We start from the raw sequence: 26,196 nt of genomic DNA, 5'->3' as shown, positions 1-26,196 counted from the left end.
CCAGTAACAGTACGCTTGTCCTGTAAATGGCTTCAAGACCGGGTCGCGGAAGATCGCGGCGATGTGCCGGGTGCGCAAATACCCGCCGTTTTCGCAGGTGTGACCTGCGGCACCGGGAGCAGCGGGCGGGTGCACCGGAGCCCGCGCGCCGGGACCACCGCGGGAGGACGCGGTCCTGATCGCACAACTGCTTCCGAAGCTCGATCACGGCGAATTCCCGCGGCGCCCGTTCGCGGAACCCGGCGGAGGAATCCGCAGCGACCTACAATCCCGGCGGGACCAGCGGCCGAAAAGATCTGCCCGACCTGCGGATGCCGACGAACTCCGCGCCCGGGCTAGGGGGACGGAATGGCTGAGCGGGCGGACGACTCGGTATCCGAAAGCGGTTCGGAAAGCGGCCGATCGGCGCGCGGCGGTTCGGAAAACCGGCGCCGCGGATACGGTTCCGGGCTCAGCGGCGAATTGCTCGCCGAGTTCCTCGGGACTTTCGTGCTGATCCTGCTGGGGTGCGGCGCGGTGGCGGTGGCCGTTGCCGGGCTGCCCGGCTCCGGCAGGCAAGCGGACGCCTTCGGCGCCGCGAACTGGCTGATCGTCGCGTGGGGCTGGGGTTTCGGCGTGGTCTTCGGCGTCTACGTCGCCGGGGGCGTCAGCGGCGCGCACATCAACCCGGCCGTCACCCTGGCCTTCGCCGCACGGCGCGGCTTCCCCTGGCGCAAGGTGGTTCCGTACTGGGTCGCGCAGCTGGTCGGAGCTTTCCTCGCCGCCGCGCTCGTCTACGCCTCCTACAGCTGGGCCATCGACGCGTTCAACGCCAAGGAGGGCCTGCCGCGCGAGCAGTCACTGGACACGTTCGCCATTTTCGCGACTTTCCCCGCCGAGTACTTCGGTTCCTCGTGGTGGGGGCCGCTGCTGGACCAGATCATCGGCACGGCGATTCTGGTGGGACTGATCTTCGCGCTCATCGACAAGCGCAACTCCGCGCCGCTGGGGAACATGGGGCCATTCCTGATCGGCATGGTCGTCACCGTCATCGGAATGTCGTTCGGCGTGAACGCCGGCTACGCGATCAACCCCGCCCGCGATTTCGGCCCGCGGTTGTGGACGTTCCTGACCGGCTGGGGTGATCTCGCGCTGCCCGGCAGCTACGAGTCGTTCTCCTGGTACTTCTGGATTCCGATCGCCGGGCCGCTGATCGGCGGCGTCGCCGGGGCGCTGATCTACGACTTCTGCATCGGCCGCGTGCTCGACGCCCGCGAGACCGCGCCCGAACCCGGCCGGGCAGGCGACTGAGGCGGCAGCGAACGCGGAAAACCCCGAAACGGTCCCGGGACCGCGTGTTTGGATGCTCGGATGCGCAGCTTCACCCAGCACGCCGGTTCCGCCGGGCTGCTCGCCGCGGTCGCGTCCGCGTTCTGCTTCGGCGGTTCGGGACCGTTCGCGAAACCGCTGATCACCGCGGGTTTCACCCCGCTGCAAGTGGCCTGGATCCGGCTCGCGGGCGGAGCGCTGCTGATGCTGCCGTTCGCGTTCCGGCACGTGTCCGCGCTGCGGCGCGCACCGTGGCTGCTGCTCGGGTACGGCCTGTTCGCCATCGCCGGGGTGCAGACGAGCTACTTCGCGGCCATCGCCTCGATCCCGGTCGCGGTGGCGCTGCTGGTCGAGTTCCTCGGGCCGGTGCTGGTGCTCGGCTGGATCCGGTTCGTGCGGCGGCGCCCGGTGACCCGGCGGGCCGCGGGCGGTATCGGGCTCGCGCTGGCTGGGCTGGCGTGCGTGGTCGAGATCGGCGCGGGGATGCGGTTCGACGCGCTCGGACTGCTGCTCGCGCTCGCGGCCGCAGGCTGCCAGGCGGCTTATTTCCTGTTGTCGGACTCCTCGGCCGAGATCGACCCGCGGGCACTTGCCTCCTACGGGCTGCTGATCGGCGCGGCGGTGGTCACCGTGCTGGCGCGGCCGTGGGAGATGGATTGGGCGGTGCTGGCCGGGTCGGTCGAACTGGCCGGTGCCGCGCTGCCCGCCGCCTTGGCGGCGGCCTGGATGGTCCTGGTGAGCACCGTGCTGGCGTACCTCACCGGCATCGTCGCGGTGCGGAGGTTGTCCCCGCCGGTGGCAGGCGCCGTGGCGTTCCTGGAACCGGTGGTCGCCACGCTGCTCGCGTGGCTGCTGCTCGGGGAGCGGCTCGGGCCGTGGCAGCTGGCCGGGGGAGCGTTGATCCTGGCCGGCGCGTACGTGGCGCAACGTGCGGCGCCGGCGGAGGCGGAAACCCCGCTGGTGCCCGAGAGCGGTTCATCTGCCCGCTGACGCGCCGGTTTCAGCGCCCGCAGCGGGCTCGGTGCTGATCAGCCGTGACCGGTCGGTGCGGCCGCGCTCAGGCCGCCGCGCGGGAGCGGGCCACGCGCGTGAAGGCGTTCTTGGCCAAGTGGACGATGAGACCTTCCAGGAGGGCCACGGCCACCCCGGTCAGCAGGTTCGCCAGGAAGTTCATGGTCAGCGTGCTTTCTGCCGTGTCCAGCTCGTACGCCCCGACGGTGCCGTTCCGGAGTGAGGACGAGGTGGGTGCCGGGTGACGAGCGGGTAAAACGACCGGGAATATTGTCGTTACCGCAGCTCAGCACGCCCTCACGTGGGTGAAGGTGCGGCCGCAGAGCCCCGCGGCCCTGGCGTTCCGATGACGCCCGCCCGCGCAACGGTTGCACCGAGGTGAAGAACCCCTTCAACCAACCTAGCCGGGCGAAGAGGTCCTTCACTCGCAAGCGGCGCTGCACGATGCTCTTGCACCGAGTGCGCGCACCACATCCGGGGTGATCACGAACCACCACCGGCGTGGTGATCACTGGTCCGGGCGGGCCGTCGGCGCGCTCACACCCTCGCCGGTTCGCTCGGCTCCACCACGCCTTCCACGACGCGCGGAGACTCGTCCGGGGAGCCCGGTTGCACCACGGGCTCCGACGGCGCACCGGGCAGCGCCGGTGCCTGCGAGGCGCCGTCTGCACCGTCGTCCCCGGGCCAGTGCTGCCAAGCCACCACCCCTGCGGTGCTCGCCATCGCCGCCCCGAGCGCGATCAGCCACTGGTGCGGCAGCAGCGGCCTGCTGCCGAAGAACTGGCTCACCCCCGGCACCTGCACGACCCCGAGCAGGATCAGCAGCGAAACCGCGCCGGAGGCCAGCACCAGCGGTGTGCGGCCGCGCACCGCCAGTGTCTGCGCCAGCTGCGCGGACACCAGCGCCACCAGCCCCGTCGTCTGCGCCTGCCCAGGTGTGGAGACCGGGCGGGCCAGCGCCCACGCCAAGCCGGCCGCGGTCGCCGTACCCACCGCCCGCACGTACACGTCGCGGGTCAACGCCTTGCCCAGGGAAGCCTCCGGTCCCTCGGCGAGCAGCTTCTCCGGCGTCGCGTGCGGCGGCGGGCGCACCGCGATGGCGATCGCGGGCAACACGTCGGTGAGCATGTTGACCACCAGCAGCTGCCGCGCGTTGAGCGCGGCACCGGAGCCGAGGAAACCCGATCCCACCGCGTACCCGATCTCGCCGAGGTTGCCGCCGAGCAGCATCGACAGCGCGTCGTGCACCGAGGCCCACATGCCCCGGCCTTCCACGATGCCGTCGGTGATCGTCTCGATCCGGTCGTCGGCCACCACCAGGTCCGCGGACTCCCGCGCCGCCGGGGTGGCCCGCGAGCCCAGCGCGATGCCGACGTGCGCGAGCTTGATCGCGGGCACGTCGTTGGCCCCGTCCCCGGTCATCGCCACGGTGCGCCCGTCGGCGCGCAGCAGCCGCACGATCCGCGCCTTCTGCGCCGGGCTGACCCGCGCGAACACCGAGACCTGCGGCAGCGCGGCCGCGAGCTGCTCGTCGTCGAGCTCGTCGAGCTGCCCGCCGCCGAGCACCCAGCGCTCGCCCAGCATCCCGAGCTCGGCGGCGATCGCCTCCGCGGTGCTCGGGTGATCGCCGGTGATCATGATGACGCCGACGCCCGCCCGTTGCAGCCTGCCGACCGCCTCGGCCGCGGTCGGGTGCACCGGGTCGGCGAGTCCCAGCAGTCCGACCAGTTCCAGATCGTCCACATCGGAATCGTCCAATTCGGACCCGGATTCGTCCTGTTCGGACTTCTCGGCGACCGCGAGCAGCCGGTATCCGCGCAGCGCCAGGCGTTCGATCTCGTCCTCGACTTCGGCGCGTGCGGCCACGTCGAACGGCCGGTCCCCGTCCGCGCAGCGCCAGCGCGTGCAGCGCTCGAGCACGACTTCGGGCGCGCCCTTGACGTGCAGCGCGGTGCCGTCCCGGCCGCGCGTGCGGGTGGCGTGGTAGCTGCGGGCGGGCTCGAACGGAAGGTCCGCGAGCACGTCGCGCCCGTTCGGATCGATGCCTGCGTTGACCGCACCCTCCAGCACCGCTCGGTCGGTGGGGTGCGGCAGCGGCTGGTCCGGATCCGGCGCCGGGTTGGCCCGCACCGCGATCTCGACTACGCGGCGCCGGGTTCCGTCCAGCGCGTCCGGAGCGCTGCTGTGCCTGCCGTCCGAGACCTGGCCGAGGCTGATCCGGCCCTGGGTGAGCGTGCCGGTCTTGTCGAAGCACAGCGCGTCCACCCGCCCGAGCGCTTCGATCGTGGCGGGGCTGCGCACCAGCACCCCGCGCTGGGACAACCGGCGTGCAGCGGCGAGTTCGGCGAGCGTGGCCACGAACGGCAAGCCTTCCGGCACCGCGGCCACGGCCAGGCCGACGGCGCGGCCGATGGTCTGCGCGAGCGGGATTCCGCGCAGCAGGTCGGCCACCAGCAGCACGCCGCCCGCGCCGATCGACAGCGGCAGGATCTGCTGCGTCAGCTCGGCCAGCCGTGCCTCCACGCCGCCTGCGCTGCCGACCTCGCCGCCGTTCTCGTGCGTCGTGCGGCCGATCTCGGTGGTGGTCCCGGTCGCGACCACGACCGCGGTGGCGGTACCGGTGGCCACGGTGGTGCCCTGGTAGACCATGCTGGTGCGATCGCCGAGCGCGGCCGCCGTGGTCGCCTCCGGTGTCTTGACCACCAGGTTGGACTCGCCGGTGAGGCTGGATTCGTCGATCTCCAGGAACTCCGCGGACAGCACCCGGCAGTCGGCGGGCACGCCGTCGCCGGATTGCAGCTCGACCACGTCGCCGGGCACCAGCTGGTCGGCGGGCACGGTGGTCGTCTCGCCGTCGCGGTACACCCGCGCGGGCAGCTGCCCGGCGTCGAGCAGCCGCGCCAGCTCGCGGTCGGTGGCCACCCGCTGCACGCCGTCCACGAGCGCGCTGACGCCGAGCACGCCGGCGATCAGCACCGCGTCGATCACCGATCCGAGCCCGGCGGAGACCACCGCGCCGGCGAACAGCACCGGCGTCATCGGGTTCACCAGCCCTTCCAGCGTCGCCGAGAGCACGCCGGTGTCTTCCGGGCCCGCCTCGCGCGGCTGGCCGCGGCGCAACCGGCGGGCCGCGACGGAGCTGAGCCCGTCGACCGAACTCGACAGCATCCCCAGCACCGCCTTGCCCGGCAGCGCGTGCCACGGGGTGCGCTGCCGTGGCGCCGGCGGTGGCCGGTTGCCCGCCTGCAACCCGGCGAGCGTGCCGGTGCCCAGCGCGAAAATCGTGGCTGCCTGCACCGGCATGGACGCGCGCGCCGGGGCGCCCAGCGACGGGCCGAGCGCGCCGAACAGCACGCCCAGGCAGGATCCGCCGACGGACAACGCGGCTGCGTGCTTGCTGGCGGTGCGCGCCTCGGTGACCGCCGAGAGCAGCGCGTGCGCCTCCGCCCGGTTCGGGCACAGCGCGTCCGCGCCCCACGGCGCGGGCCGTTCGGATTCGGGGACACCGATGCCGACGTCGGCGGCGGCGAGCGCGGTGTGCCCGCGGGCGGACAGCAGCGCCACCACGTGCCCGTCCTGCTGCAACCTGCGCACCGACTCTGCGAGCCGGTTGCCGCCGTGCGCGGCGTCGTCGACGGCGAGCCGGTGGTCGAGGCGGCTGCCGATGCCCGCCAGCACCACCGAACCCGCGCAACGCCCCGCTTCCACGAGCGCTTCTGCCAGCGGATCCAGTTCGGTGATGACCACGACGACCGCTACCGGCTCCGATTCGTGGCTCAGCATCAACAAGTTCGCTCCGCGCTCGCGGTGTTCGCGCACCGCGTCCCGCAACCGGTCCGGCAGCGAAGGCCGACCGAGCGGGGCGCAGGACCATGCGCCGCGGGTGTGCCGCGCCTTGGGCTGCTCCGGGTCGACGAGTTCACCGGCGCGGGCGAACAGCCGCGTCTGGTCGGCGTCGGTGTCCAGCGGCAGTACCTCTTCGACCACGTGCCGTCCGGTCAGCAGCGCGGGCGCGTCGAGCACGACGGTGTCCACCCGGTCCATCCGGCGCAGCGCCCGCGGCTCCAGCACGACCGTGCCGCGTTCGGAGATGGCGGTGGTGAGCTGCGCTGCGAACGCCTCCCGGCCGGTTCTGGCCGGTCGCGGCACTCCGGCGAGCATCGTCGCCTGCGCGCGCTGGTCGTTGCGGGTGGCGGCCAGCACCGTGCCGTAGCCGCCGAGGGCGAAGGTGCCGGAGAGGTTCGAGACGTGCTCCACCGGACCGTTCGGCAGTTCGGCCGGGCGCGGTTCGAGTTCCAGCGCCTCCGCCTCGTGCACGCCCGGGAGACCGGCATTGGCCTCTTCCCAACGGCGCCACGCCTGACCGCGCGCGATCGTCTCCCGCGAGGTGCAGAACCGGCCGGCCAGGTCGGTGAACACCGACAGCGGATTCTGCGACAGCCCTTGGGTGAGCGCGCCGCCGACGGTGAGCGCGGTTTCGGTGGCGTCCCGGCCGAGCGCGCGCTCGGCCCCGTTGTGCAACCACGGAACCGAGTCGACCAGCGAGACCGCGGTCGGCACCAGCGGTGACGCGGGCCGCAGCGGCAGCATGCCGGCGACCGCCGAATAGCCCAGCCCGAGCACGCTCATGCCCAGTGCGCCCACGTCGCGAACCAGCGCTCCCGCGTCGCCGGGGTGCGCCATGCCGCCGGGGGCGCGCCCGAGCTCGGTGAGGTCGTGCTCGTCCTCGACCTGCGAGACCACTTCGCCGAGGTCGGCGGGATCGATCTCCGGCTCGTGCTGCACGACCACGCGGCCGAGCACGGCGTTCACCTCGACCCCGCGCACTCCGTCCAAATCGGACAGACGGTTGCGCAGCTCGCGGTTGGCCTGCTCGGTTCCTGGCCGGTGCAGCCCGCGCACCTCGAGGTGCGTGCGGTCGGCACCGGAGTACGTTCGCTGGCTCGCCGGAGCGGTACCGAGGGTGCGCACCGCGTCGACCACCTGCCCGGTGGTTTCGGCGGCCAGCGACAGCAGCTTGCCGAACGGCATCGATTGCCTTCCTGGAATGTCGGGAATGAGCGCGCGGCGGCGAAGAATCGCGCGTGAACGTGCGGGCCGCGGAAGGGGTCGCCGGGCTCGTGCTCGCCGTGTGCGGCGCGGGGTCAGCCGGGGTCGGGTGGCGCCACCCGCGCGAAGCGGCCGAGCAGGGGGATTCGTCCGGCGGGATCGCCGGGGCGGGGCGGCCGTCCTGCCGCCCGCGCCTCGGCCGGAATGCGTCCGGTCAGGACCGCTGGGCGCTGCCCTGACCGCCTTGGCCGCTGGTGACGACCGCGGTGCCGACGCCGATGGCCAGCGCGACGGGCCATTCGAGCAGGCTCAGCGCGGTTCCTGCGGCCAGGCCGCCGTAGAACAGCGCCTGCTTCGGCGTGGGCAGTTGCGAACGGACGGTCTCGGCAGCGGAGGCGAAGTCCTCGCGGCCCGGCAGCTGCACGTCCGGCCGGTGGAACTCCGCGGTGACGAAGGGCAGGTTCACGGTCGCGCCGTGCGACTGCGCCGAGCTCGACGCGCCACCGGATCCGCTGCGCGCGGACGTCGAGGTCTGGGTGCCGGTGCGTCCGCTGCCGGACTGGCTGCGCGCCGACGGCGACGAGGTCTGGGTGCGGGAGCGCCCGCTGCCGGTGGTTTGCCCGCGGGTTCGCGTGCTGGAAGCGCTGGAGCTTGACGTTCGTGAAGCGCCCGAACTCGACGTGCCGGTGCGCCGCCCCTGCGTCCCGCTACGGGACGTGCTCCGGCTCGGTGCCGAACGCCCTCCGGAACTGGCTGCGGTGGTCATGAGCCCTCCAGAACGAAGATGTCGTTGAGAAACGTCCAGCGTACGGGAGGTTGAACAAGGAATGAATCGAACAAGGAGTGAAAAGCACGATCGTGTTCTGCCCGGCCGCGCGTTGCTGCGCACGGTCACGGCGACGGCGTGCGCGCCGCGGTCGTCAGGCGGCGAAGGAATCCCGGCACGCCGCGCTATGCCGCCGCACGACGAGGTCGATGACGCGCGGGTGCGCACCGATGGGTTCGGCAACCGCGTGCACCGGTAGTTCGTTGAGCTTGCGGTGGAACAGTCCGGGCGCCAGCAGGTACGGCGCGATGAAACCCGCGCGTCCGTCCGCGCACAGGTCCGCGGTCAGCGGCGCGGCTGTCGTGACGAAACTCGGGTGCAGCCACTGCCCGCACAGCCGCCCGAGCAGGTTCGCCGCGGTACGCACGTCGGCGAGCGCACCTTCGTCGGAGGAGCCCGCGGCGGACAACAGCACCTGTTCGCCCGGGCGCCAACCGGCTCCGAGGAGCCGGTCGAGCATCGCCTCCGCGAGTTCCGGACTCGGACCCAGCGACGCGGTCACCGCGACATCGCTGGTGCGGCCGACCTCGGCGATCTGCGCGGGCAGATCCGTGCGCACGTGGTAGCCGGACGCCAGGAACGCGGGCAGCACCACCACGGGGCCGTGCAGCGCACCCAGCGCCTCGGCCACGGTGGGGCCGATGACGTCGACGTAGGCGACGTGCACCGGAACGCTCGCGCGGTCGGCGACCGCCGCCGCGATGCGTTCGACGACGACGGGACCGGCGGGGTCGCGGGTTCCGTGCGCGACGAGCAGCAGGGGAGGTGTGGCTTTCATGCTTGCGCGCATCCGTGCGCGTCCTTCATCGGTGCCGGCAACCGGCGGGAACCGATGCCGGTCGTAGTCCGGTGCGTTCGTCCGCGCAGTCACGGGACTGCGATCTCCACCATCTCGTCGCGCAGCCGCACCCGGTAGGTCGGCAGCTTCGCCGCGGGCTCGTCCAGGCATTCGCCGGTGCGCAGCGAGTAGACCTGCTTGAGCAACGGCGAGGCCACCGTCGGTTCGCCGCCGCGGTCACCGACGATGCCGCGGCTGATCACACCCGCTCCGCAGAGCGGATCGACGCCGCCGACCGCGAACAGCTCGTCGTCGGTGGTGCGGAACACCGCGACCGGATAGCCGCCGAGCAGCGCGGGAACACCGCAGGCGGGCGGCACCGCGCTCAACGGGCAGATGGATTGCCAGCTCATGCGGAGACCTCCTCGGACCCGGCGCGCGCGGACGGCATCGGCAGCGCCACCGGACCGGGCCGGACCCGGCCGCGTTCCTCGGTGAAGCTGATCGTCGGATCCGGCGTTCCGGGGGCGTTGACGAACGAGACGAAGCGGGACAACTTCGCCGGGTCTTGCAGCACCCCGGCCCATTCGTCGGTGTAGCCGGCGACGTGCTCGGCCATCGCGGCCTCCAGTTCCGCGGCGATGCCCAGGGAGTCGCCGACCACCACCGCGCGGAGGTGCTCGATCCCGCCGTCCATGGCCTCGATCCACGCGGCGGTGCGCTGCAACCGGTCGGCGGTGCGCACGTAGAACATCAGGAACCGGTCGACGAACCGCACCAGCGTCTCGTCGTCGAGGTCGGCGGCCAGCAGTCCGGCGTGCCGCGGGGCGAACCCGCCGTTGCCGCCGACGTAGAGGTTCCAGCCGGTTTCGGTGGCGATGACGCCGAAGTCCTTCGAACGCGCCTCCGCGCACTCCCGCGCGCAGCCGGACACCCCGGCCTTGACCTTGTGCGGCGAGCGCAGCCCGCGGTAGCGCAGCTCCATCCGGATCGCCATCGCCACCGAGTCCTGCACCCCGTAGCGGCACCAGTCGTCGCCGACGCAGGACTTCACCGTGCGCAGCGCCTTGCCGTAGGCGTGCCCGGACTCGAAACCGGCCTCGACCAGCCGCCGCCAGATCTGCGGCAGCTGCTCCACCCGCGCGCCCAACAGGTCGATCCGCTGCCCACCGGTGATCTTGGTGTAGAGCCCGAACGCGCGGGCCACCTCGCCGAGCACGATCAGCTTCTCCGGCGTGATCTCCCCGCCGGGCACCCGCGGAACCACCGAGTAGCTGCCGTTGCGCTGCATGTTCGCCAAGAACCGGTCGTTGGTGTCCTGCAGCCCGGCCTGCTCGCCGTCGAGGATGTGCCCGTTGCCGAGGCTGGCCAGGATCGAGGCCACCGCGGGTTTGCAGATGTCGCAGCCGTGCCCGGTGCCGTGCTTGCCGATCAGCTCGGAGAACGTGCCGATGCCGGTGGCGCGGACGATCTCGAACAGTTCGGCGCGGGATCGCCCGAAGTGCTCGCACAGCGCATCGGAGGTCGCCACGCCGCATTCGGCGAGCAGGTTCTTCAGCATCGGCACGCAGGAGCCGCAGCTGGTGCCCGCCTTGGTGCAGCCCTTGACGCCCGCCACATCGGTCAGCGACTCGCCGGTGATGGCGCCGGTGATGTCCGCTTTGGACACGTTGTTGCAGGAGCAGACGAGCGCATCGCCGGGCAGCGCTGCGGCGTCCGCACCCGAGCCCGCGGGCAGCAGCAGTTGCTCCGGCGGAGCCGGTAGTTCCCGCCCGATCAGCGGACGCAGCGCCGCGTACGCGCTCGCATCGCCCACCAGCACCCCGCCGAGCAGCGTCGAGGCGTCGTCGCTGAGCACCAGCTTCGCGTAGGTGCCCGCGGCGTTGTTGGCGTAGACGACCTCCAGCGCGCCCGCGTTGCTCCCGTGCGCGTCGCCGAAGCTGGCCACGTCGACGCCGAGCAGTTTGAGCTTCGTCGACATGTCGGCGCCGGGGAACGGGTCGTCGCCCAGCTCCAGCAGCTGGGCCACGACGACCTCGGCCATGCTGTAGCCGGGCGCGACCAGGCCGTAGCAACGGCCTTCGACCGCCGCGCACTCGCCGACCGCCCAGATGCGCTCGTCGCTGGTGCGGCAGCGGTCGTCGACGAGCACGCCGCCGCGATGGGCGCGGTGCAGCCCGGCCGGCTCGGCGAGTTCGTCGCGCGGGCGGATCCCGGCGGAGAACACGACCAGGTCCGTCTCCACCGAGGTCCCGTCGGACAGCGTCACCCCGGCTACCCGGCCGTCCGGCCCGGCGTCGATGGACTGCGTGGCGACGTCGCAGTGCAACTCGAGCCCGAGGTCCCCGACGAGCTTGGCGAGCACCTGTCCGCCGCCTTCGTCGACCTGCATCGGCATCAGCCGCGGCGCCATCTCCACCACGTGCGGGCGCATGCCCAGCAGCCGCAAGGCGTTGGCCGCTTCCAGCCCGAGCAGACCGCCGCCGATGACCACGCCGGGCCGGTCGGGGACCGCTTCGTCCCGGATGGCGTCCAGATCGTCGAGCGTGCGGTACACGTGGCAGCCGGCCAGCTGGTGCCCGGGCACCGGCGGCACGAACGGGCGCGAGCCGGTGGCCAGCACCAGCGCGTCGTAGCCGAGCTGTGCACCGCCGGTGGTGGTCACCGTCCGCTCCGCGCGGTCGATGCGCGCGGCGCCGCAGTCCAGTCGCAGCTCGACGGCCGGATCGGTGCGGAAGTCCGGCCCGGCCAGGCTCAGGTCCGCGGCGCTCTTGCCGTCCAAGTAGGACGACAGCGCCACCCGGTCATAAGCGGCGTGCGGCTCCTCGGCCAGCACCACCACCCGCCAGGTACCCGCCGCATCGCGGGCGCGCAGGTCTTGCACGAGGCGGTGGCCGACCATTCCGTGGCCGATCACGACAAGGGTCCGGGTCATGCCGCTCCCTCCTGTTCGGTCGAGGTCTCCAGCAAGGCGCCGCAGAGCCGGCGCACCTCGTCGCCGCAGCCGCCGCAGCCGGTGGTCGCCCTGGTCGCCCGCGCGAGCGCGCCGGCGTCGCGAGCACCGTCGTGGAAGGCCCGCACGAGGCGGTTCTTGGTGACGTTGTTGCAGCGGCAGAGCACCGCGTCGTCGGCGAGTTCGGCGGGTGCGGACCGCTCGGGCGCGCCGCCGCCCAGCAGCAGTCCCAGCCGGTCCGCGGGCACGGGCAGGTCGCGCTCGTGCAGCTGGCCGATCGCGGCACCGGCCTGCGGGAACCCGATCAGCACGGCACCGGCGACCCGGTCCCGGCGCAGCGCGAGCTTCGCGTACCGGCCGCGCGCCGGATCGGCCACGGTCACCAGCTCCACATCGGTCCGCGAACCGTCCAAACTGGACGCCGCGCCGATGGCGGACAGGTCGATGCCGCGAGCCTTCAGCCGGGTCACGCTGCCTGCGGGCGCATAACGCGCGTGCCCGCCGGTGAGCACCTGCGCGAGCACGTCCGCCTGCTCCCAAGCGGGCGCGATCAGCCCCGGCACCAGCCCGTCGTGCTCGGCGCAGTCGCCGATCGCGTGCACGTGCGGGTCGGTGGTGCGCATCCGGTCGTCCACGAGCACGCCGCGCCCGACCGCGAGCCCGGCCGTGCCCGCCGTGTCCGTCTCCGGCTGCACCCCGGTGCACAGCACGAGCGCGTCGGCCCGCAGCACCCGGCCGTCGTCGAGCACGAGTTCGCCGGGCCGGTAGGTCACCGCGCGACGGCCCAGCTCGGTGGCCACGCCCATACCTCGCAGGTGCTCCGCGAGCAGTTCGCCACCGGCGGCATCGAGCTGGCGGTCCATCGGATGCGGCTGCGGGTGCACGAGCGTGACGTCGATGCCGCGGCCTTGGAGCCCGCGCGCGGTCTCGACTCCGAGCACTCCGCCGCCGAGCACGACCGCACGCCGCGCGTCACGGGCTATCCGTTCGCAATCGGCCAGCGTGCGCAGCGTCGTCACGCCGTCCGCGAGTCCGCCGTTCCCGCTCCGCACCCCGGGAATTCCCGGCACGGTCGCCCGCGCTCCGGTGGCCAGCACGAGCTCGTCGTAGCGGTGCACCACGCCGGTGGTGGTGCGCACGAGCTGCCGCGCCGGATCGATGGCGGTGGCGGTCACGCCGAGCCGCACTTGCGCTTCGGACTCCGGCAGCGTGATCGAGTCCGGACTGAGCGTCCCGTCCAGTACCGAGCCCAGCAGCACCCGGTTGTACGCAGGACGCGGCTCCTGACCCAGCACGGTGATCGGCCCGTGGTGCCCGTGGTGGCGCAGCCGCTCCACCAGTCGGTGCGCGGCCGGGCCGTTCCCGATGACCAGCACGTGGCTCACGCGGGCACCTCCTCGGCAGCCGTGGTTCCAGGCGGGTGCGGGCCGATCCGCACCGCGGCGACCTTGAACTCCGGCATCCGGCTGCGCGGGTCCAGCGCCGGGTTGGTGAGCAGGTTCGCGCGGCCATCGCCCGGGAAGTGGAACGGCAGGAACACGGTGTCGGTGCGCATCGACGCGACCAGCCGCACGCGCGCAACCACTTCGCCGCGCGCGGAGGTCACCACCGCCAGAGCGCCCGCGCGCAGCCCGGCGCGTTCTGCGGTGTCCGGATGGACCTCGACGAACGCCTCCGGTGCCGCTGCGTCGAGTTCGGCGACCCGGCGGGTTTGCGCACCGGATTGGTACTGCGCCAGCTCGCGGCCGGTGGTGGCGAGCAGCGGGAACTCCGCGCGCACGGACTCGGCCGCGGCGCGGTGCTCGACCGCTGCGAACCGCGCCCGCCCGTCCGGGTGGGCGAAGCCGTGCAGGAACAGCCGCGGAGTGCCGGGATGAGCGGTCCCGTCCGGGCCTTCCGCCGGGCACGGCCAGTGCAGCGCCTCGGCGTCGAGGCGTTCGTAGTCGATGCCGGAGTAGTCGGCCTTGCCGCCTGCGGAGGCGCGCCGCAGCTCCTCGAACACTTCGCGCGGTGCAGTGGGGTAGCGCTGCGCCGGTTCGCCCAGCCGCCGCGCCAGCCCGTGCAGCACTTCGAGGTCGGAGCGGACGTGCCCGGGCGGGTTCTGCAACCGGCGGCGGCGCAACACGCGGCCTTCGAGGTTGGTCATGGTGCCGTCCTCCTCGGCCCACTGCGTCACCGGCAGCACCACGTCGGCCATCCGCGCGGTCTCCGACGGCACGAAGTCCGCCACCACCAAGAAGTCCAAACTGGACAGACGTGCGGTGATGTGCGCGGCGTGCGGCGCGGAAACGGCCGGGTTCGAGCCGAAAACCAGCATCGCGCGGGGGCCGTGCGGGGTGCCGAGCCCGTTCAGCAGCTCGTAGGCGCTGCTGCCCGGTCCCGGCAGGGTCTCCGGCGGCACGCCCCAGATCCGGGAGACGTGTTCGCGAGCGGCCTCGTCGGTGATCATCCGGTAGCCGGGCAGCTGATCGGCCTTCTGCCCGTGTTCCCGGCCGCCCTGCCCGTTGCCCTGTCCGGTCAGGCAGCCGTAGCCGCTGCCTTCGCGGCCCGGCAGGCCCAGCGCCAGCGACAGGTTGATGAACGCGGCGACGGTGTCGGTGCCCTTGCTGTGCTGCTCGGCGCCGCGGCCGGTGAGCACGTAAGCCCGCTCGGCCTGCGCCAGCATCCGCACCGCCGCGCGTTGCGCGCCCACCGGCACCCCGGTGACCCGTTCGACCCGCTCCGGCCACCACGTCATCGCCCGTTGCCGAGCCGCGTCGAAACCGCTGGTGCGCTCGCGTACGTAGCCGTCGTCGTACCAGCCGTCGACGACCGCGACGTGCAGCAGACCCAGCGCCAGCGCGAGATCCGTGCCCGGTGCGGGTTGCAGGTGCAGCGCCGCGCGCTCGGCTGTGGCGGTGCGCCGCGGGTCGATCACGACCAGGTCCGGCCGGGCGAGGTGCTGCATCAGCGGCGGCATCGTCTCCGCCGGGTTCGCACCGGCCAGCAGCACCACGTCCGCCGCGCCCAGGTCGGTCACCGGGAACGGCAGCCCGCGGTCCAGCCCGAACGCGGCGTTGCCCGCAGCCGCGGCCGAGGACATGCAGAACCGCCCGTTGTAGTCGATCCGGCTGGTGCCCAGCGCCAGCCTGGCGAACTTCCCGAGCAGGTAAGCCTTCTCGTTGGTCAGCCCGCCGCCGCCGAACACGGCAACCGCGTCCGGGCCGTGTTCGGCGCGCAATCCCCGCAGCCGATCGGCGACGGTTCCCAGCGCTGTGTCCCAGTCCGCGGCCACGAGTTCCCCGCCGCGGCGGACCATCGGATGCACCAAGCGGTCCGGAACGTCCAACAGGGACGTCGCGGTCCAGCCCTTCTGGCACAACCCGCCCCGGTTCACCGGGAAGTCCGTCGGAACCACGGTCACGCCCGCGCGTTCGCAGGTGAGTCGGGTTCCGCACTGCAAGGCGCAATAGGGGCAGTGGGTGGCGACGGTGCGCGGCTCAGGCACTGGTGACCCCTTCGGCGACCGGTTCCCGGCGCGTCGCCACCCGGCCGGGCGCCGGGCGCAGGTACACCGCCCAGGTCACGACCAGGCACAGCACGTAGAACGCGAGGAACGTCAGCAGCGCGGCGTTCCCGTTCGCCGCGGACCCGCCGAACGAGGCGCGGAAGGTCAGGTTGATGAACACCCCGCCCAGCGCACCGACCGCACCGGCCACCCCCATCAACGCGCCCGAAAGCCGCCTGGCCTGCGCGAACGCGTCCGGGGTGGCGGACAGCGCCGCCCGCGCGGTGAAGATCCCCGGGATCATCTTGTACACCGATCCGTTGCCGACCCCGGTCAGCACGAACAGCGCGATGAACGCGGTCAGGTACAGCGGGAACGAACCCGACCCGGAAGCCACCAGCAGCACCCCGGTCGCGACCGCCATGGCCAGGAAGTTCCAGAACGTCACCAGCGCTCCACCGAAGCGGTCCGACATCCGCCCGCCCAGCGGTCGCGCCAGCGAACCCAGCAGCGGTCCCAGGAACGTCCAGGTCGCCGCCTGCAGCGGGCTGGAACCGAACTCGTTCTGCAGCACCAGCCCGAACGCGAAGCCGTAGCCGATGAACGACCCGAAGGTGCCGACGTACAGCAGCGAGATCCACCAGGCGTGCCGGTCTCGCACCACTTCCAGCTGCGCGCCGGGCGCGGCCACGACCGCGTCGATGTTGTCCATCCGCACTGCCGCCAGCAGCGCGGCCAGCACGATCAGCGGCAGGTACACCCCGGCCACCAGCGCGGGGGAGGTGTTCCCGGCCAGCGCGACCACCAGCAGCCCGACCAGTTGGACGACGGCGACGCCGATGTTGCCGCCGCCCGCGTTCAACCCCAGCGCCCAGCCCTGCGCGCGCTGCGGGAAGAACGCGGTGATGTTGGTCATCGACGAGGCGAAGTTCCCGCCGCCCACGCCGGTCAGCGCGCCCAGCACCAGGAACACCCACAGCTCGGTGCCCGGCTGCTGCACGAAGTAGGCCGTCGACGCCGTCGGCACCAGCAGCGCGGCGGTCGAGACGACCGTCCAATTGCGACCGCCGAACCGCGTCACCGCGTAGCTGTAGGGCAGCCGCAGCAGCGCTCCCACCAGCGTCGGCACCGTGGTCAGCAGGAACTTCTCGGAGGCGGTGAATCCCAGTCCGATGGCCGGCGACATGAACAGCACCATGACCGACCAGATGCTCCACACCGAGAATCCGATGTGCTCGGACAGGATCGACAGCCGCAGGTTCCGGCGCGCCACGCGCCTGCCGGTGCGCTCCCAGAAGACCGCGTCCTCGGGATCCCAGCCGTCGATCCACCGGCCGGGTCGGGTGTGCGGGGCGGCGGGCACATCGGCTCCTCTCGTCGGGCTGGCCAGACGTTAGGAAGCCGGTGTTTCACCGCTGCTCTTCGCGGGTTACCACCGGGAAAACGACTTTCGCAGGCCCGCGCGGCCGCAGTGCGCTGCGAATCCGCCCGGCATACGGGTGAGCTGGGACACGTGGCACGGTGGGGATGTGCCAGCACGCGGAAGTTCCGAAGCCCTCGAGCGCGCCCGCGCCCTGTTCGCCGGGGCGCGGCGGATCACCGCGTTGACCGGGGCCGGGCTTTCCACCGCCTCCGGCATCCCGGACTTCCGCGGTCCGAACGGGGTGTGGACGCGGGACCCGGAGGCGCAGCGGCTCAGCGACATCAACTGCTACGTCGCCGATCCCGAGGTGCGCAGGAAGGCGTGGCGCAGCCGCGCCGAGCATCCGGCGTGGAGCGCGGAGCCGAACGCCGCGCACCGCGCGTTCACCGACCTCGCCGCCCAGCAGCGGTTGCGCACGGTGCTGACCCAGAACATCGACGGGCTGCACCAGAGCGCCGGGCTGGACTCCGGTTCGGTGCTGGAACTGCACGGTTCGGTTTTCGGCGTGGTGTGCCTGGATTGCGGCTCGACCGGCACGATGCGCGCCGCGCTGCAACGGGTCGCCGCGGGCGAGCCGGACCCGCCGTGCAACTCCTGCGGCGGCATCCTGAAGTCCAGCACGATCTCCTTCGGGCAAGCCCTGGACGCGGACGTGATCCGGTCCGCGCAGCGGGCGGCGCTGGACTGCGACCTGTTCCTGACCGCGGGCACCTCGCTGACCGTGCAGCCCGCCGCTGGGCTCGCCGAACTGGCCGTGCGGGCCGGGGCGGACTTGGTGGTCTGCAACGCAGAGCCCACTCCCTATGACGAGCTGGCCGCGGCCGTGCTGCGCGAGCCGCTGGTCGAGGTGCTGCCGGAACTGGTCGCCGTCCCCGCCACCGGCTCCGACGAGCCGCTGAGCACTTGGGGCGACCCCGGCACCTGGAGCTGAGCCCGCTCCGCTGCCCGCCCGGGCGGCTCGCCCGCGAAATTTTTGTTGGCAAGTCACGTGCCGACGATCCGCGCTGCGCACAAGATCATTACCACCGCCGTGGTGTGCATGTTGTGCCGCAAGAGGTGCAAGTTACGAATTGCGAGCTTTGAGGTCGCATCGCAGAGTTGCTTCCGTCCTGTGCGCCGAATGGCGCAATGCCTGCAAGGCCGAACGGTCCAACGAGCCGTCGGCGACAGGAGGTGACGGCTCGTGCGGCGATCCCGACAGCTTTCCGGCGGGCTCCTGCTGGCTGCGCTGGTGGCGGTGAGCTGCCCGCCGGTCGCGGGCAGCACGCCGCCGCCACCGCGACCGGACGAAGGCGACCTGCAGGCGCAGCGCGAGCTCGCCGGGGACCGGGCCGGCCAGGTGGGTGCGCTGACCCAGCGGCTCGCCGAAGCCGAGACCCGCCTCGACGAACTCGGGGCCGGCGTCGAAGTCGCGATGGAAGAGGCCAACAAGGCCCGCGTCGACATGACCCGCGCCGAACGCGCGCACAGCCGCGCCGAGCAGCTGGCGCACGGCGCCGGGGATCAAGCCACCGCCGCTGCCACCGAGGTCGAGCGCCAGCGGGAGCGGCTCGACCGGTTCGCCGCGGGCAGCTACCGGCAGGGCAGCCGCATCGGCTCGCTGACCGCCTTCGCGGGCGCGCGCGGTCCGGAAGAGCTGCTCAACCGCGCCGAACTGCTGGACATCGTCAGCCGCGATCAGCTCGACGTCCTCGACGACCTCGAACGCGCCCGCATCGAGCGGGTCAACAAGGACTCGCTGGCCCGCCAGGCGTTGCAGGACGCCGCGGCCAAGCGCGCTGCGGCCGACGCCGCGCGCGGCCGGGCCGAAGCCGCGCAGAGCGCCGCCATCGCCGCGCGCGCTGGGCAGGCCGGTAGCGCACAACGGCTCGCAGCCGAACGCGACGGCGCGCAGGCCGAACTGCGGCAGGCCCGCTCCACGGTGCAGGGCATGGAGGGCCAGAAGGACCGCTACCAGGAATGGCTCGACGCCCGCGAGGCCGAGCAGCAGGCGCAGGCGCAAGCCGCACAGGCCGCGCAGGCGGCGTCCCGGCCGGCGCCCACCGGGGACTCCGGTGGCTCGGATGATTCCGACGACTCCGACGACGCGGCGCCAGCCGGGGTCGAGACCGTCGTGCAGCGGGCGATGTCCCAGCTCGGGATGCCGTACGCATGGGGCGGCGGCGACGAGGACGGACCGACGCAAGGCATCCGGGACGGGGGAGTGGCCGACTCCTACGGCGACTACCGCAAGACCGGCTTCGACTGCTCGGGCCTGATGGTCTACGCATTCGCCGCGGCCGGTGTGGAGCTCGACCACTACAGCGGCTACCAGTACAAGGCGGGCGAGCAGGTTCCGCTGTCGTCGATGCAGCGCGGCGACATGCTGTTCTGGCGCAGCAGCGGCAGCGTCCACCACGTGGCGCTGTACCTGGGCAACGGCAAGATGGTGGAAGCGCCGTACTCCGGCTCGCAGGTGCGTGTCGCGCCCGTGCGCTACGACGGGATCGCGCCTTACGCGGTGCGCATGTTCTGAATCCGGCCCGGCCCGGCGGCGGTGGAACCGGTGCGATAAGGATCGCTGCGTGACGAACGGATTCGCTGCGGTGGTGCTCGCGGGCGGCGAGGCCAAGCGGCTCGGCGGCGTGGACAAACTCGCTCTGCGGGTCGGCGGCCGCACGTTGCTGGATCGCACGCTGGCGGCGGTGGGCGGAGCCGAGCCGATCGTCATCGTCGGACCGGAACGGCCGGTGGCGGTGCCGGTCCGATGGGCTCGGGAGGACCCTCCGCGCAGCGGACCGCTGGCCGGTTTGCACGCGGGTCTGCGGGAAGTCCCGCGCGAGGTCGGGCTGGTGGCCGTCGTGGCCGCCGACCACCCCGGCCTGACCGCCTCGACGATCGACCGGCTGCGCGCGGCCGTGCGCGATGCGGGCGCGGTACTGATCGACTCGGACGATCGTCCACAGTGGCTGCTGGGGGTGTGGCGGGCCGAGGCGCTGCGCGAGCACATGCCGGCGGAAGTGGTGAACCGCCCGGTCCGCGACCTGCTGGCCCAGCTCGAACCGGCCCGCGTGCCCGCCACCGGCACCGAAGCATCCGATGTGGACACCCCGGACGACTACCGCCGCCTCACCTAGACCACCGGTGCGCAAGACCCACAGCGACGGCGGCCTGGCCGACTGCGATTCCTCGCAGAGGGGCCGTTCAACGTTGCTCGGCTCCGCGTCACGCGCGGGCAGTCGCGTCGACGACCGAGCAGGAGACGTTGTCCGGCGCCCCCGCCGAACGCACCAGCTCGACCAATCGGTCCGCGGCTTGCTGGGAAGTGCCGTTGCTGCCGAGTGCGCGGGAGATCTCCTGCTCGTCGAGCACGCTGGTGAGCCCGTCCGAGCAGAGCAGGTAGCGATCGCCCGCCCAGGCTTCGCGCAGGTGCATGTCCGGTTCCGCCGTGCCTTCGTGCTCCAACGCGCGCAGCAACATCGCACGTTGCGGATGTGCCGCGGCCTCTTCCACGGTCAGCTTCCCCTCGTCGACAAGCGACTGCACGAAGCTGTGGTCGTGGGTGAGCCGGGTCAGCTCCGCACCCCGCAGCAGGTACGCCCGCGAGTCCCCGACGTGCGCCAGCGCGAAGCGCACGCCTGACCACAGCATCGCCGTCAAGGTCGTACCCGCGCCCTGCGCGGCGATGTCGGACTTGGTGAACTCGCGCACCGCAGCGCGCGCATTGCGCACCGCGTCGCTGAGCGCGCCCAGAGGATCCTCGGCAGGGCCTTGCCGCTCGAGCCGTTCGAGTGCGTCGAGCGCGGCCGAGCTCGCGGCACGGCCCAAGCCCTGCGCGCCGAAACCATCGGCCACCGCGAACAGGCGGTCGCCCGCGAGCACCGCGTCCTGGTTGCTGTCGCGCACCAGTCCGATGTCGGTGCTCGCGGAGCCGCGCACCTCGAGTTCCCGCACTGCGTCCGTCATGGTCGCGTCCTTCCTGGACAGTTGGTCGATGAGGGATGCGGCTGCTTCGCGGCGGGCCGCAGTGTCGGCTTCGACCTGCCGCCAGTACGAAGCGACCTCCGCCGCGGCGGCTTCCGACGGCAGGGCCAGCACCACCCGGATCCGTTCCAGCGGCATCCCCAGCACGCGCAATCGGACGATGAGCTTCGCCGTGGCGAGCTGGCAGCGGTCGTAGGAGCGGTAGCCGGTCCGCGGATCGACGTCGGCCGGGGCCAGCAGGCCCAGGTCGTCGTAGAGCCGCAGCGCTTTCGGGCTCAAACCCGATTCCTGCGCGAACGCACCGATGCTCAACCTGCGCACGATTCCCCTCCGCATCGCGGGCGATCTGCCCGATGACCTCGACGGTGCTCCCTGCCCCGAGGTCAAGGTCAAACCCCTTTCCGGAGCCGCGCGCAGCATTTCGATGACTTTGTAACTTCAGTGCCGAGTGAAATTATGTCGAGCCGACGAAACCGCAACGACGCACCGAGCGCGGAGCGCTTCACAACGCTCACACCGGCTGCGAGGTTGACTGGTCGCCGGTGCGGCGCCCCCTCGCGCGGACGTGGCGGGCGCGTGCCAAGATCGGCCGGCGGGCGACGCGGAAACCGGGCTCCCGGTGCCGGTTGGGGAACCGGTGCGCTGCGCGGCCGGTGCGAGGACAAGCGCGAACGGAAGGTGCCGAAGTGACCGAGGCCGGCGAGGGCGGCGCAACCGAGGCAGGGACGCCCGCGGAGCAGGTGAACACCCCGGCCCGGGACGCGCAGCTGCTGGAACGCACCGTCTTCGAGGTCAAGCGGATCATCGTCGGGCAGGACCGGCTCGTGGAGCGGGTGCTGGTCGGCCTGCTCGCCAAGGGCCACATCCTGCTCGAAGGCGTGCCCGGTGTGGCCAAGACGCTCGCGGTGGAGACCTTCGCCAACGTCGTCGGCGGCTCGTTCTCCCGGTTGCAGTTCACCCCCGATCTGGTGCCCGCCGACATCCTCGGCACCCGGATCTACCGGCAGGGCAGCGAGCGGTTCGACGTCGAACTCGGCCCGGTGCTGGCCAACTTCGTGCTCGCCGACGAGATCAACCGCGCGCCCGCGAAGGTGCAGTCGGCGCTGCTGGAGGTCATGGCGGAGCGGCACGTCTCGATCGGTGGGCAGAGCTTCCCGATGCCGCAGCCGTTCCTGGTGCTGGCCACCCAGAACCCGATCGAGAACGAGGGCGTCTACCCGCTGCCGGAGGCGCAGCGCGACCGGTTCCTGTTCAAGCTCCAGGTCGAGTACCCGACCGCGGAGGAGGAACGCGAGATCGTCTACCGGATGGGCGTCGCTTCTCCGGAGCCGAACCCGGTGCTGGACCCGGCCGCGCTGACCCGGTTGCAGGAGGTCGCCGCGCAGGTGTTCGTGCACCACGCGCTGGTGGACTACGTGGTGCGGCTGGTGCTGGCCACGCGGCAGCCGAACGATCACGGGCTGTCCGACATCGCGGGCTGGGTGTCCTACGGAGCTTCGCCGCGCGCCAGCCTCGGCGTGGTGTCGGCGTCGCGGGCGTTGGCGCTGGTGCGCGGGCGGGATTACGTGCTGCCGCAGGATGTGGTGGACGTGGTACCGGACGTGTTCCGGCACCGGCTGGTGCTGTCCTACGACGCGCTGGCCGACGGCGTGCCGGTCGACCACATCATCAACCGGGTGCTGCAGACGGTGCCGCTGCCGCAAGTCTCGGCCCGTTCGCAGGCAGGCCAGCCGCAGCCGCAGGCGGGCGGCTACGGGCACGCCGCCGCCGGTTCGCCGCAGTACCCGTGACGGGGCAGGACCCGATGACCGAGCAGCCCGGCGGGCCGCAAGGCGAGCGCCCTTCGTGGGCTCCGCCCGCGCTGGACGGGCCGCGGATGCAATCCGCGCTGCGTTCGCTGGAGCTGACCGTGCGCGGCCGCCTGGACGGTCTGCTGCAGGGCAACCACCTCGGCCTGGTGCCCGGTCCGGGAACCGAGCCGGGCGAGGCCCGGACCTACCAGCCCGGCGACGACGTGCGGCGGATGGACTGGGCGGTGACCGCGCGGATGGCCGAGCCGCACATCCGCCAGACCGAGGCCGACCGCGAGCTGGAGACCTGGGTGGCACTGGACCTCTCGGCCAGCTTGGACTTCGGCTCCGCGGCTTGCGACAAGCGGGAGCTCGCGATCGCGGCGCTGGCCGCGGTCACCCATCTGACCAGCGGTGGCGGCAACCGGATCGGCACCGTGCTGGACAACGGTTCCGGGCACGTCCGGCTGCCCGCGCGCGGAGGTCTCGCGCATTCGCGGGCGATGCTGAAGAAGGTCGCCGAGACGCCGCGCGCGCAGGCGGGCACGCGTGGGGATCTGAACGCGTTGCTCGAGTCGTTGCGGCGGCCGCCGCGCAGGCGCGGGCTCGCCGTGGTGATCTCGGATTTCGTCGGTGGCCTCGATTGGCAGCGCGCGCTGCGCGGGTTGAGCGCGCGGCATTCGCTGCTGGCGATCGAGGTGCTGGATCCGCGCGACATCGAGTTGCCGGACGTGGGCACGGTGGTGCTGTCGGACCCGGAGACCGGCAAGCAGCGCGAGGTGCGTACGACTCCGGTGCTGCGCAAGGAATTCGCCGCGGCGGCCGCGGCGCATCGCGAGGAGGTGGCCGCGGCGCTGCGGCGCGCGGGTTGCGCGCACCTGGTGCTGCGGACGGATTCGGATTGGATCGCTGACATCGTTCGGTTCGTGATGGCCCGCAAACGCGGCTGGTCCGGGGGAGCGGCCTGATGAGCTTGTGGGGTTTCGCTTCGCCCTGGTGGTTCTTGCTGCTGCTGGTGCTGGCCGCACTGGTCGCCGGGTACGTGTGGGTGCAGCGGCGTGCGCGCAAGGAGACGTTGCGGTTCAGCAACCTGGAGCTGTTGGACCGGGTGGCGCCGAAGCGGCAGGGCTGGTTCAAGCACGCGCCGCCCGCGTTGCTGGGCGTGGCGGTGCTGGTGCTGACGATCGCGCTGGCGGGGCCGACTTCGGAGCAGCGCATTCCGCGCAATCGCGCGACGGTGATGCTGACCGTGGACGTGTCGCTGTCGATGATGGCCAAGGACGTCGAGCCGAGCCGCTTGGAGGCGGCGAAGATCGCGGCCAAGGAGTTCGCGGACAAGCTCACCCCCGGCATCAACCTGGGCTTGGTGTCGTTCGCGGGCACCGCGACGGTGATGACGATGCCCACGACCGACCGGACCAGCGTGAAGCAGGCGATCGACAACCTGACGCTGTCCGAGGCCACGGCCACCGGCGACGGGATCAACGCCTCGATGTCGGCGATCGACTCGTTCGGCAAGATGGTCGGCGGCCCGGAGGGTGCGCCGCCTGCGCGGATCGTGCTGATGGCCGATGGCGGGCAGACGATCCCGCGGGACCTGGACGCGCCGCGCGGGGCTTACACCAAGGCGGGCGAGGCGAAGAAGGCGAACATCCCGATCACCACGATCTCGTTCGGCACCCGGCACGGCACCATCGACATCGAGGGCCAGCCGCAGCCGGTGGACGTCGACGACGAGGCGATGGAGGAGATCGCGGGCCTGTCCGGCGGGGAGTTCCACAAGGCCGCCAGCGCCGAGCAGTTGCGCCGGGTCTACGCGACGCTGGGCGAGCAGATCGGCTACGAGATCAAGCACACAGACGCCAGCAAGCCGTGGTTGGTGCTGGGTACGCTCACCGCGATCGTCGCGGCCGCGTTGGCGCTGCTGTTCGGCAGGCGGTTGCCGTGAGCCGCGGCGTGCTCCGCAGGTTCGAGCACGGGAGTGGACGTGAGCGTTGCCGCAGGCGCGGGGGAGTTCCTGCGTGAGTTCGTGAAGTCTCCGACCACCACGGCCGCGGTGGGTCCGAGTTCGCGGTACCTGACCCGCGACATGGTTGCGCCGGTGCCTGCGTCGGGTGATCCGGTGGTGGTGGAGCTCGGGCCGGGCACGGGTGCGTTCACCGAGGCGATCCAGCAGCGGTTGGGCGGCCGGGGCAGGCACCTGGCGGTGGAGCTCAACCAGCGGTGGGCGGACTCGCTGGATGCCCGATTCGGCGATGTGGAGGTTGTGCGCGGGGACGCGCGACAGCTTCCGGAGTTGCTCTCGGAGCGGGGACTGCGGGCGGATGTGGTGGTCAGCGGCCTGCCGTGGGTGGCGCACACGCCGAAGGACGGGGTTCCGCTGATCCGGCTCGTGGCGGATTCGCTGACCGAGCAGGGCGCGTTCACGCAGTTCGCCTACACGTGGACGCAGTGGGCGGCACCGGCACGGCGCCAGCATGCGGATCTGCGGGCGGTGTTCGAGGAGACCGTGGTCAGCCGGACGGTGTGGCGCAACGTGCCGCCCGCGCTGGTGTACTTGGCGCGGCGGCCGAGGTGAGGTCGCGTGGTGTCGAGTTGAGTCGGTCGATTCGGGGTGTGTCGCGGTAGTCCGCTGTCGTCCCGAATGTCGCTGGGGTCTCGAGCACCACTGCGCTCTCAGCACTCGCTCCTCTCCCGGTCGCGGCCGTCTGCGCGGAAGTGCGCTGAGAACGGCATAACCGCTGGTAGTCGATCTCACCAGTGCCGGGACGGTCCACTGTGCGCTACGTTCGCGGGGTGGCGGACGAGGTGATCACGGGCTTGCGGGAGCTGCCGCTGCTGGTCGAGCTGGGCTCCGCGCTGGTGCTGTCCAGTTTGGTCGGACTCGAACGCGAGCTGCGCGCGAAAAGCGCCGGGCTGCGCACGCACACCCTGGTCGGGGTGGGGGCGGCGCTGTTCATGCTGGTGTCGAAGTACGGCTTCGGGGACGTGCTGGAGTTCGACAAGGTCTCGTTCGACCCGTCCCGGGTGGCCGCGCAGATCGTCTCCGGCATCGGGTTCATCGGTGCCGGTTTGATCTTCGTGCGCCGCGACGTGGTGCGCGGGCTGACCACGGCGGCGACGGTGTGGCTGGTCGCCGCGATCGGCACGGCCTGCGGCAGCGGGTTGCTGCTGCTGGGGACCGCGACGACGGCGGTGCATTTCCTGGTCGCGGTGGGCTATCCGCGGGTGTTGCGACTGATGCGCAGCGCGTTGCGCGAGCCCCAAGTGGTGCGCATCGGCTACCTGGACGGATACGGGGTGCTGCGCAACGTGCTGACGTTGTGCACCAGTCGCGGCTGGAAGGTGCTGGACCTGCAGGTGGAGCGGGAGGACACCGACGCCGACGAGCAGCGAACGGCGGTCGTGGCGGTGCACCTGCAGGGCAAGCAGCCGGTGGCGGACCTGGTCAACGACCTCACCGAACTGGACGGCGTGCTGCACGCCTCGGCCGCGGATTCGGCGGACAGCGGGATCTAGGCGTCGGTCGCGGCCGGAGGCCAGTCGCGGATGGGTGCGGAGATCAGCCGACGTTTTCGCCGTCGGAGGCGACGATCCGGCTCGGGTGG

The 26,196-nt window shown here is 72.1% G+C and carries 20 protein-coding genes; 11 read left to right on the top strand and 9 right to left on the bottom strand.

Annotated elements, in window-relative coordinates; translation table 11 throughout:
* Positions 1-348: 348 nt before the first annotated feature.
* Together INP57_RS23825 and INP57_RS23820 are read left to right on the top strand one after the other, a co-directional pair.
* On the top strand, positions 349-1,290 hold the full coding sequence (locus tag INP57_RS23825; protein ID WP_200072551.1) for an MIP/aquaporin family protein: 942 nt from the start codon (positions 349-351) through the stop codon (positions 1,288-1,290).
* A 60-nt stretch (positions 1,291-1,350) separates the two neighbouring features.
* A complete protein-coding gene (locus tag INP57_RS23820) occupies positions 1,351-2,298 on the top strand; it encodes an EamA family transporter (RefSeq protein ID WP_200072550.1) in 948 nt (315 codons plus the stop codon).
* A gap of 558 nt (positions 2,299-2,856) precedes the next feature.
* Here INP57_RS23820 and INP57_RS23815 read toward each other — a convergent pair.
* Positions 2,857-7,350, bottom strand: coding sequence for a cation-translocating P-type ATPase (locus tag INP57_RS23815; protein ID WP_200072549.1), 4,494 nt, complete (start codon positions 7,348-7,350; stop codon positions 2,857-2,859).
* 232 nt (positions 7,351-7,582) lie between these two features.
* On the bottom strand, positions 7,583-7,834 hold the full coding sequence (locus INP57_RS23810; RefSeq protein WP_200072548.1) for a hypothetical protein: 252 nt from the start codon (positions 7,832-7,834) through the stop codon (positions 7,583-7,585).
* Here INP57_RS23810 and INP57_RS23805 point away from each other — a divergent pair.
* Positions 7,815-8,162: a hypothetical protein gene (locus INP57_RS23805; protein WP_200072547.1), complete on the top strand. Its 348-nt coding sequence runs from the start codon at positions 7,815-7,817 to the stop codon at positions 8,160-8,162. The two genes, INP57_RS23810 and INP57_RS23805, sit on opposite strands and share 20 nt — an antisense overlap.
* 126 nt (positions 8,163-8,288) lie before the next feature.
* On the opposite strand, the gene INP57_RS23800 is transcribed toward INP57_RS23805, so the two are convergent.
* The 6 genes from INP57_RS23800 to INP57_RS23775 all read right to left on the bottom strand — a co-directional run bounded on the left by INP57_RS23800 (position 8,289) and on the right by INP57_RS23775 (position 16,775).
* Positions 8,289-8,984, bottom strand: coding sequence for a sirohydrochlorin chelatase (locus tag INP57_RS23800; RefSeq protein ID WP_200072546.1), 696 nt, complete (start codon positions 8,982-8,984; stop codon positions 8,289-8,291).
* A gap of 77 nt (positions 8,985-9,061) precedes the next feature.
* Positions 9,062-9,385 (bottom strand): nitrite reductase small subunit NirD, encoded by a 324-nt coding sequence (gene nirD / locus INP57_RS23795; protein WP_200072545.1) that lies wholly within the window; start codon positions 9,383-9,385, stop codon positions 9,062-9,064.
* On the bottom strand, positions 9,382-11,907 hold the full coding sequence (gene nirB, locus INP57_RS23790) for a nitrite reductase large subunit NirB (protein WP_200072544.1): 2,526 nt from the start codon (positions 11,905-11,907) through the stop codon (positions 9,382-9,384). The genes nirD and nirB overlap by 4 nt, the downstream gene beginning before the upstream one ends.
* Positions 11,904-13,310 (bottom strand): FAD-dependent oxidoreductase, encoded by a 1,407-nt coding sequence (locus INP57_RS23785; protein ID WP_200072543.1) that lies wholly within the window; start codon positions 13,308-13,310, stop codon positions 11,904-11,906. Before INP57_RS23785 ends, nirB begins: the two co-directional genes overlap by 4 nt.
* Positions 13,307-15,412, bottom strand: coding sequence for a molybdopterin oxidoreductase family protein (locus INP57_RS23780; RefSeq protein WP_200072542.1), 2,106 nt, complete (start codon positions 15,410-15,412; stop codon positions 13,307-13,309). The genes INP57_RS23785 and INP57_RS23780 overlap by 4 nt, the downstream gene beginning before the upstream one ends.
* Entirely contained in the window at positions 15,405-16,775 is a 1,371-nt protein-coding gene (locus tag INP57_RS23775) for an MFS transporter (protein ID WP_200072541.1), read from the bottom strand. The genes INP57_RS23780 and INP57_RS23775 overlap by 8 nt, the downstream gene beginning before the upstream one ends.
* A 166-nt stretch (positions 16,776-16,941) precedes the next feature.
* On the opposite strand from INP57_RS23775, the gene INP57_RS23770 reads away from it, so the two are divergent.
* The 3 genes from INP57_RS23770 (at position 16,942) to mobA (ending at position 19,951) form a co-directional block, all read left to right on the top strand.
* Positions 16,942-17,766, top strand: a complete 825-nt coding sequence (locus INP57_RS23770) for an SIR2 family NAD-dependent protein deacylase (RefSeq protein ID WP_307850245.1) — start codon at positions 16,942-16,944, stop codon at positions 17,764-17,766.
* A 252-nt stretch (positions 17,767-18,018) separates the two neighbouring features.
* Positions 18,019-19,350 (top strand): NlpC/P60 family protein, encoded by a 1,332-nt coding sequence (locus INP57_RS23765; RefSeq protein ID WP_200072540.1) that lies wholly within the window; start codon positions 18,019-18,021, stop codon positions 19,348-19,350.
* 49 nt (positions 19,351-19,399) lie between these two features.
* Positions 19,400-19,951, top strand: a complete 552-nt coding sequence (gene mobA, locus INP57_RS23760) for a molybdenum cofactor guanylyltransferase (protein ID WP_200072539.1) — start codon at positions 19,400-19,402, stop codon at positions 19,949-19,951.
* An 88-nt stretch (positions 19,952-20,039) separates the two neighbouring features.
* On the opposite strand, the gene INP57_RS23755 is transcribed toward mobA, so the two are convergent.
* Positions 20,040-21,119 carry a MerR family transcriptional regulator gene (locus tag INP57_RS23755; protein ID WP_200072538.1) on the bottom strand — a complete coding sequence of 360 codons (1,080 nt, stop codon included), beginning with the start codon at positions 21,117-21,119 and terminating at the stop codon, positions 20,040-20,042.
* Positions 21,120-21,484: 365 nt separating this feature from the next.
* Here INP57_RS23755 and INP57_RS23750 point away from each other — a divergent pair, with 365 nt between their 5' ends.
* From INP57_RS23750 to INP57_RS23730, 5 genes are all read left to right on the top strand, one after another.
* Entirely contained in the window at positions 21,485-22,588 is a 1,104-nt protein-coding gene (locus INP57_RS23750) for an AAA family ATPase (RefSeq protein ID WP_200072537.1), read from the top strand.
* A gap of 14 nt (positions 22,589-22,602) precedes the next feature.
* Entirely contained in the window at positions 22,603-23,556 is a 954-nt protein-coding gene (locus INP57_RS23745; RefSeq protein WP_200072536.1) for a DUF58 domain-containing protein, read from the top strand.
* Positions 23,556-24,536 (top strand): VWA domain-containing protein, encoded by a 981-nt coding sequence (locus INP57_RS23740; protein WP_200072535.1) that lies wholly within the window; start codon positions 23,556-23,558, stop codon positions 24,534-24,536. Before INP57_RS23745 ends, INP57_RS23740 begins: the two co-directional genes overlap by 1 nt.
* 39 nt (positions 24,537-24,575) lie before the next feature.
* The gene (locus INP57_RS23735) at positions 24,576-25,166 is read left to right on the top strand and encodes a class I SAM-dependent methyltransferase (protein ID WP_200072534.1); all 591 of its coding nucleotides are present in this window, start codon (positions 24,576-24,578) and stop codon (positions 25,164-25,166) included.
* Between the two features lie 218 nt (positions 25,167-25,384).
* Positions 25,385-26,107: an MgtC/SapB family protein gene (locus INP57_RS23730; protein WP_200072533.1), complete on the top strand. Its 723-nt coding sequence runs from the start codon at positions 25,385-25,387 to the stop codon at positions 26,105-26,107.
* Positions 26,108-26,196: the final 89 nt, after the last annotated feature.

The sequence above is a fragment of the Saccharopolyspora galaxeae genome (assembly GCF_016526145.1).
GTDB classification, from domain to species: Bacteria; Actinomycetota; Actinomycetes; order Mycobacteriales; family Pseudonocardiaceae; genus Saccharopolyspora_C; species Saccharopolyspora_C galaxeae.
This window is presented reverse-complemented; position numbering and strand designations above follow the sequence as displayed.

What these genes read in the sequence shown, in the direction of transcription:
- INP57_RS23825 (WP_200072551.1), top strand. Translation starts at nt 349, where the DNA reads ATGGCTGAGCGGGCGGACGACTCGGTATCCGAAAGCGGTTCGGAAAGC.
- INP57_RS23820 (WP_200072550.1), top strand. Translation starts at nt 1,351, where the DNA reads ATGCGCAGCTTCACCCAGCACGCCGGTTCCGCCGGGCTGCTCGCCGCG.
- INP57_RS23815 (WP_200072549.1), bottom strand. Translation starts at nt 7,350, where the DNA reads ATGCCGTTCGGCAAGCTGCTGTCGCTGGCCGCCGAAACCACCGGGCAG.
- INP57_RS23800 (WP_200072546.1), bottom strand. Translation starts at nt 8,984, where the DNA reads ATGCGCGCAAGCATGAAAGCCACACCTCCCCTGCTGCTCGTCGCGCAC.
- nirD (WP_200072545.1), bottom strand. Translation starts at nt 9,385, where the DNA reads ATGAGCTGGCAATCCATCTGCCCGTTGAGCGCGGTGCCGCCCGCCTGC.
- nirB (WP_200072544.1), bottom strand. Translation starts at nt 11,907, where the DNA reads ATGACCCGGACCCTTGTCGTGATCGGCCACGGAATGGTCGGCCACCGC.
- INP57_RS23745 (WP_200072536.1), top strand. Translation starts at nt 22,603, where the DNA reads ATGACCGAGCAGCCCGGCGGGCCGCAAGGCGAGCGCCCTTCGTGGGCT.
- INP57_RS23740 (WP_200072535.1), top strand. Translation starts at nt 23,556, where the DNA reads ATGAGCTTGTGGGGTTTCGCTTCGCCCTGGTGGTTCTTGCTGCTGCTG.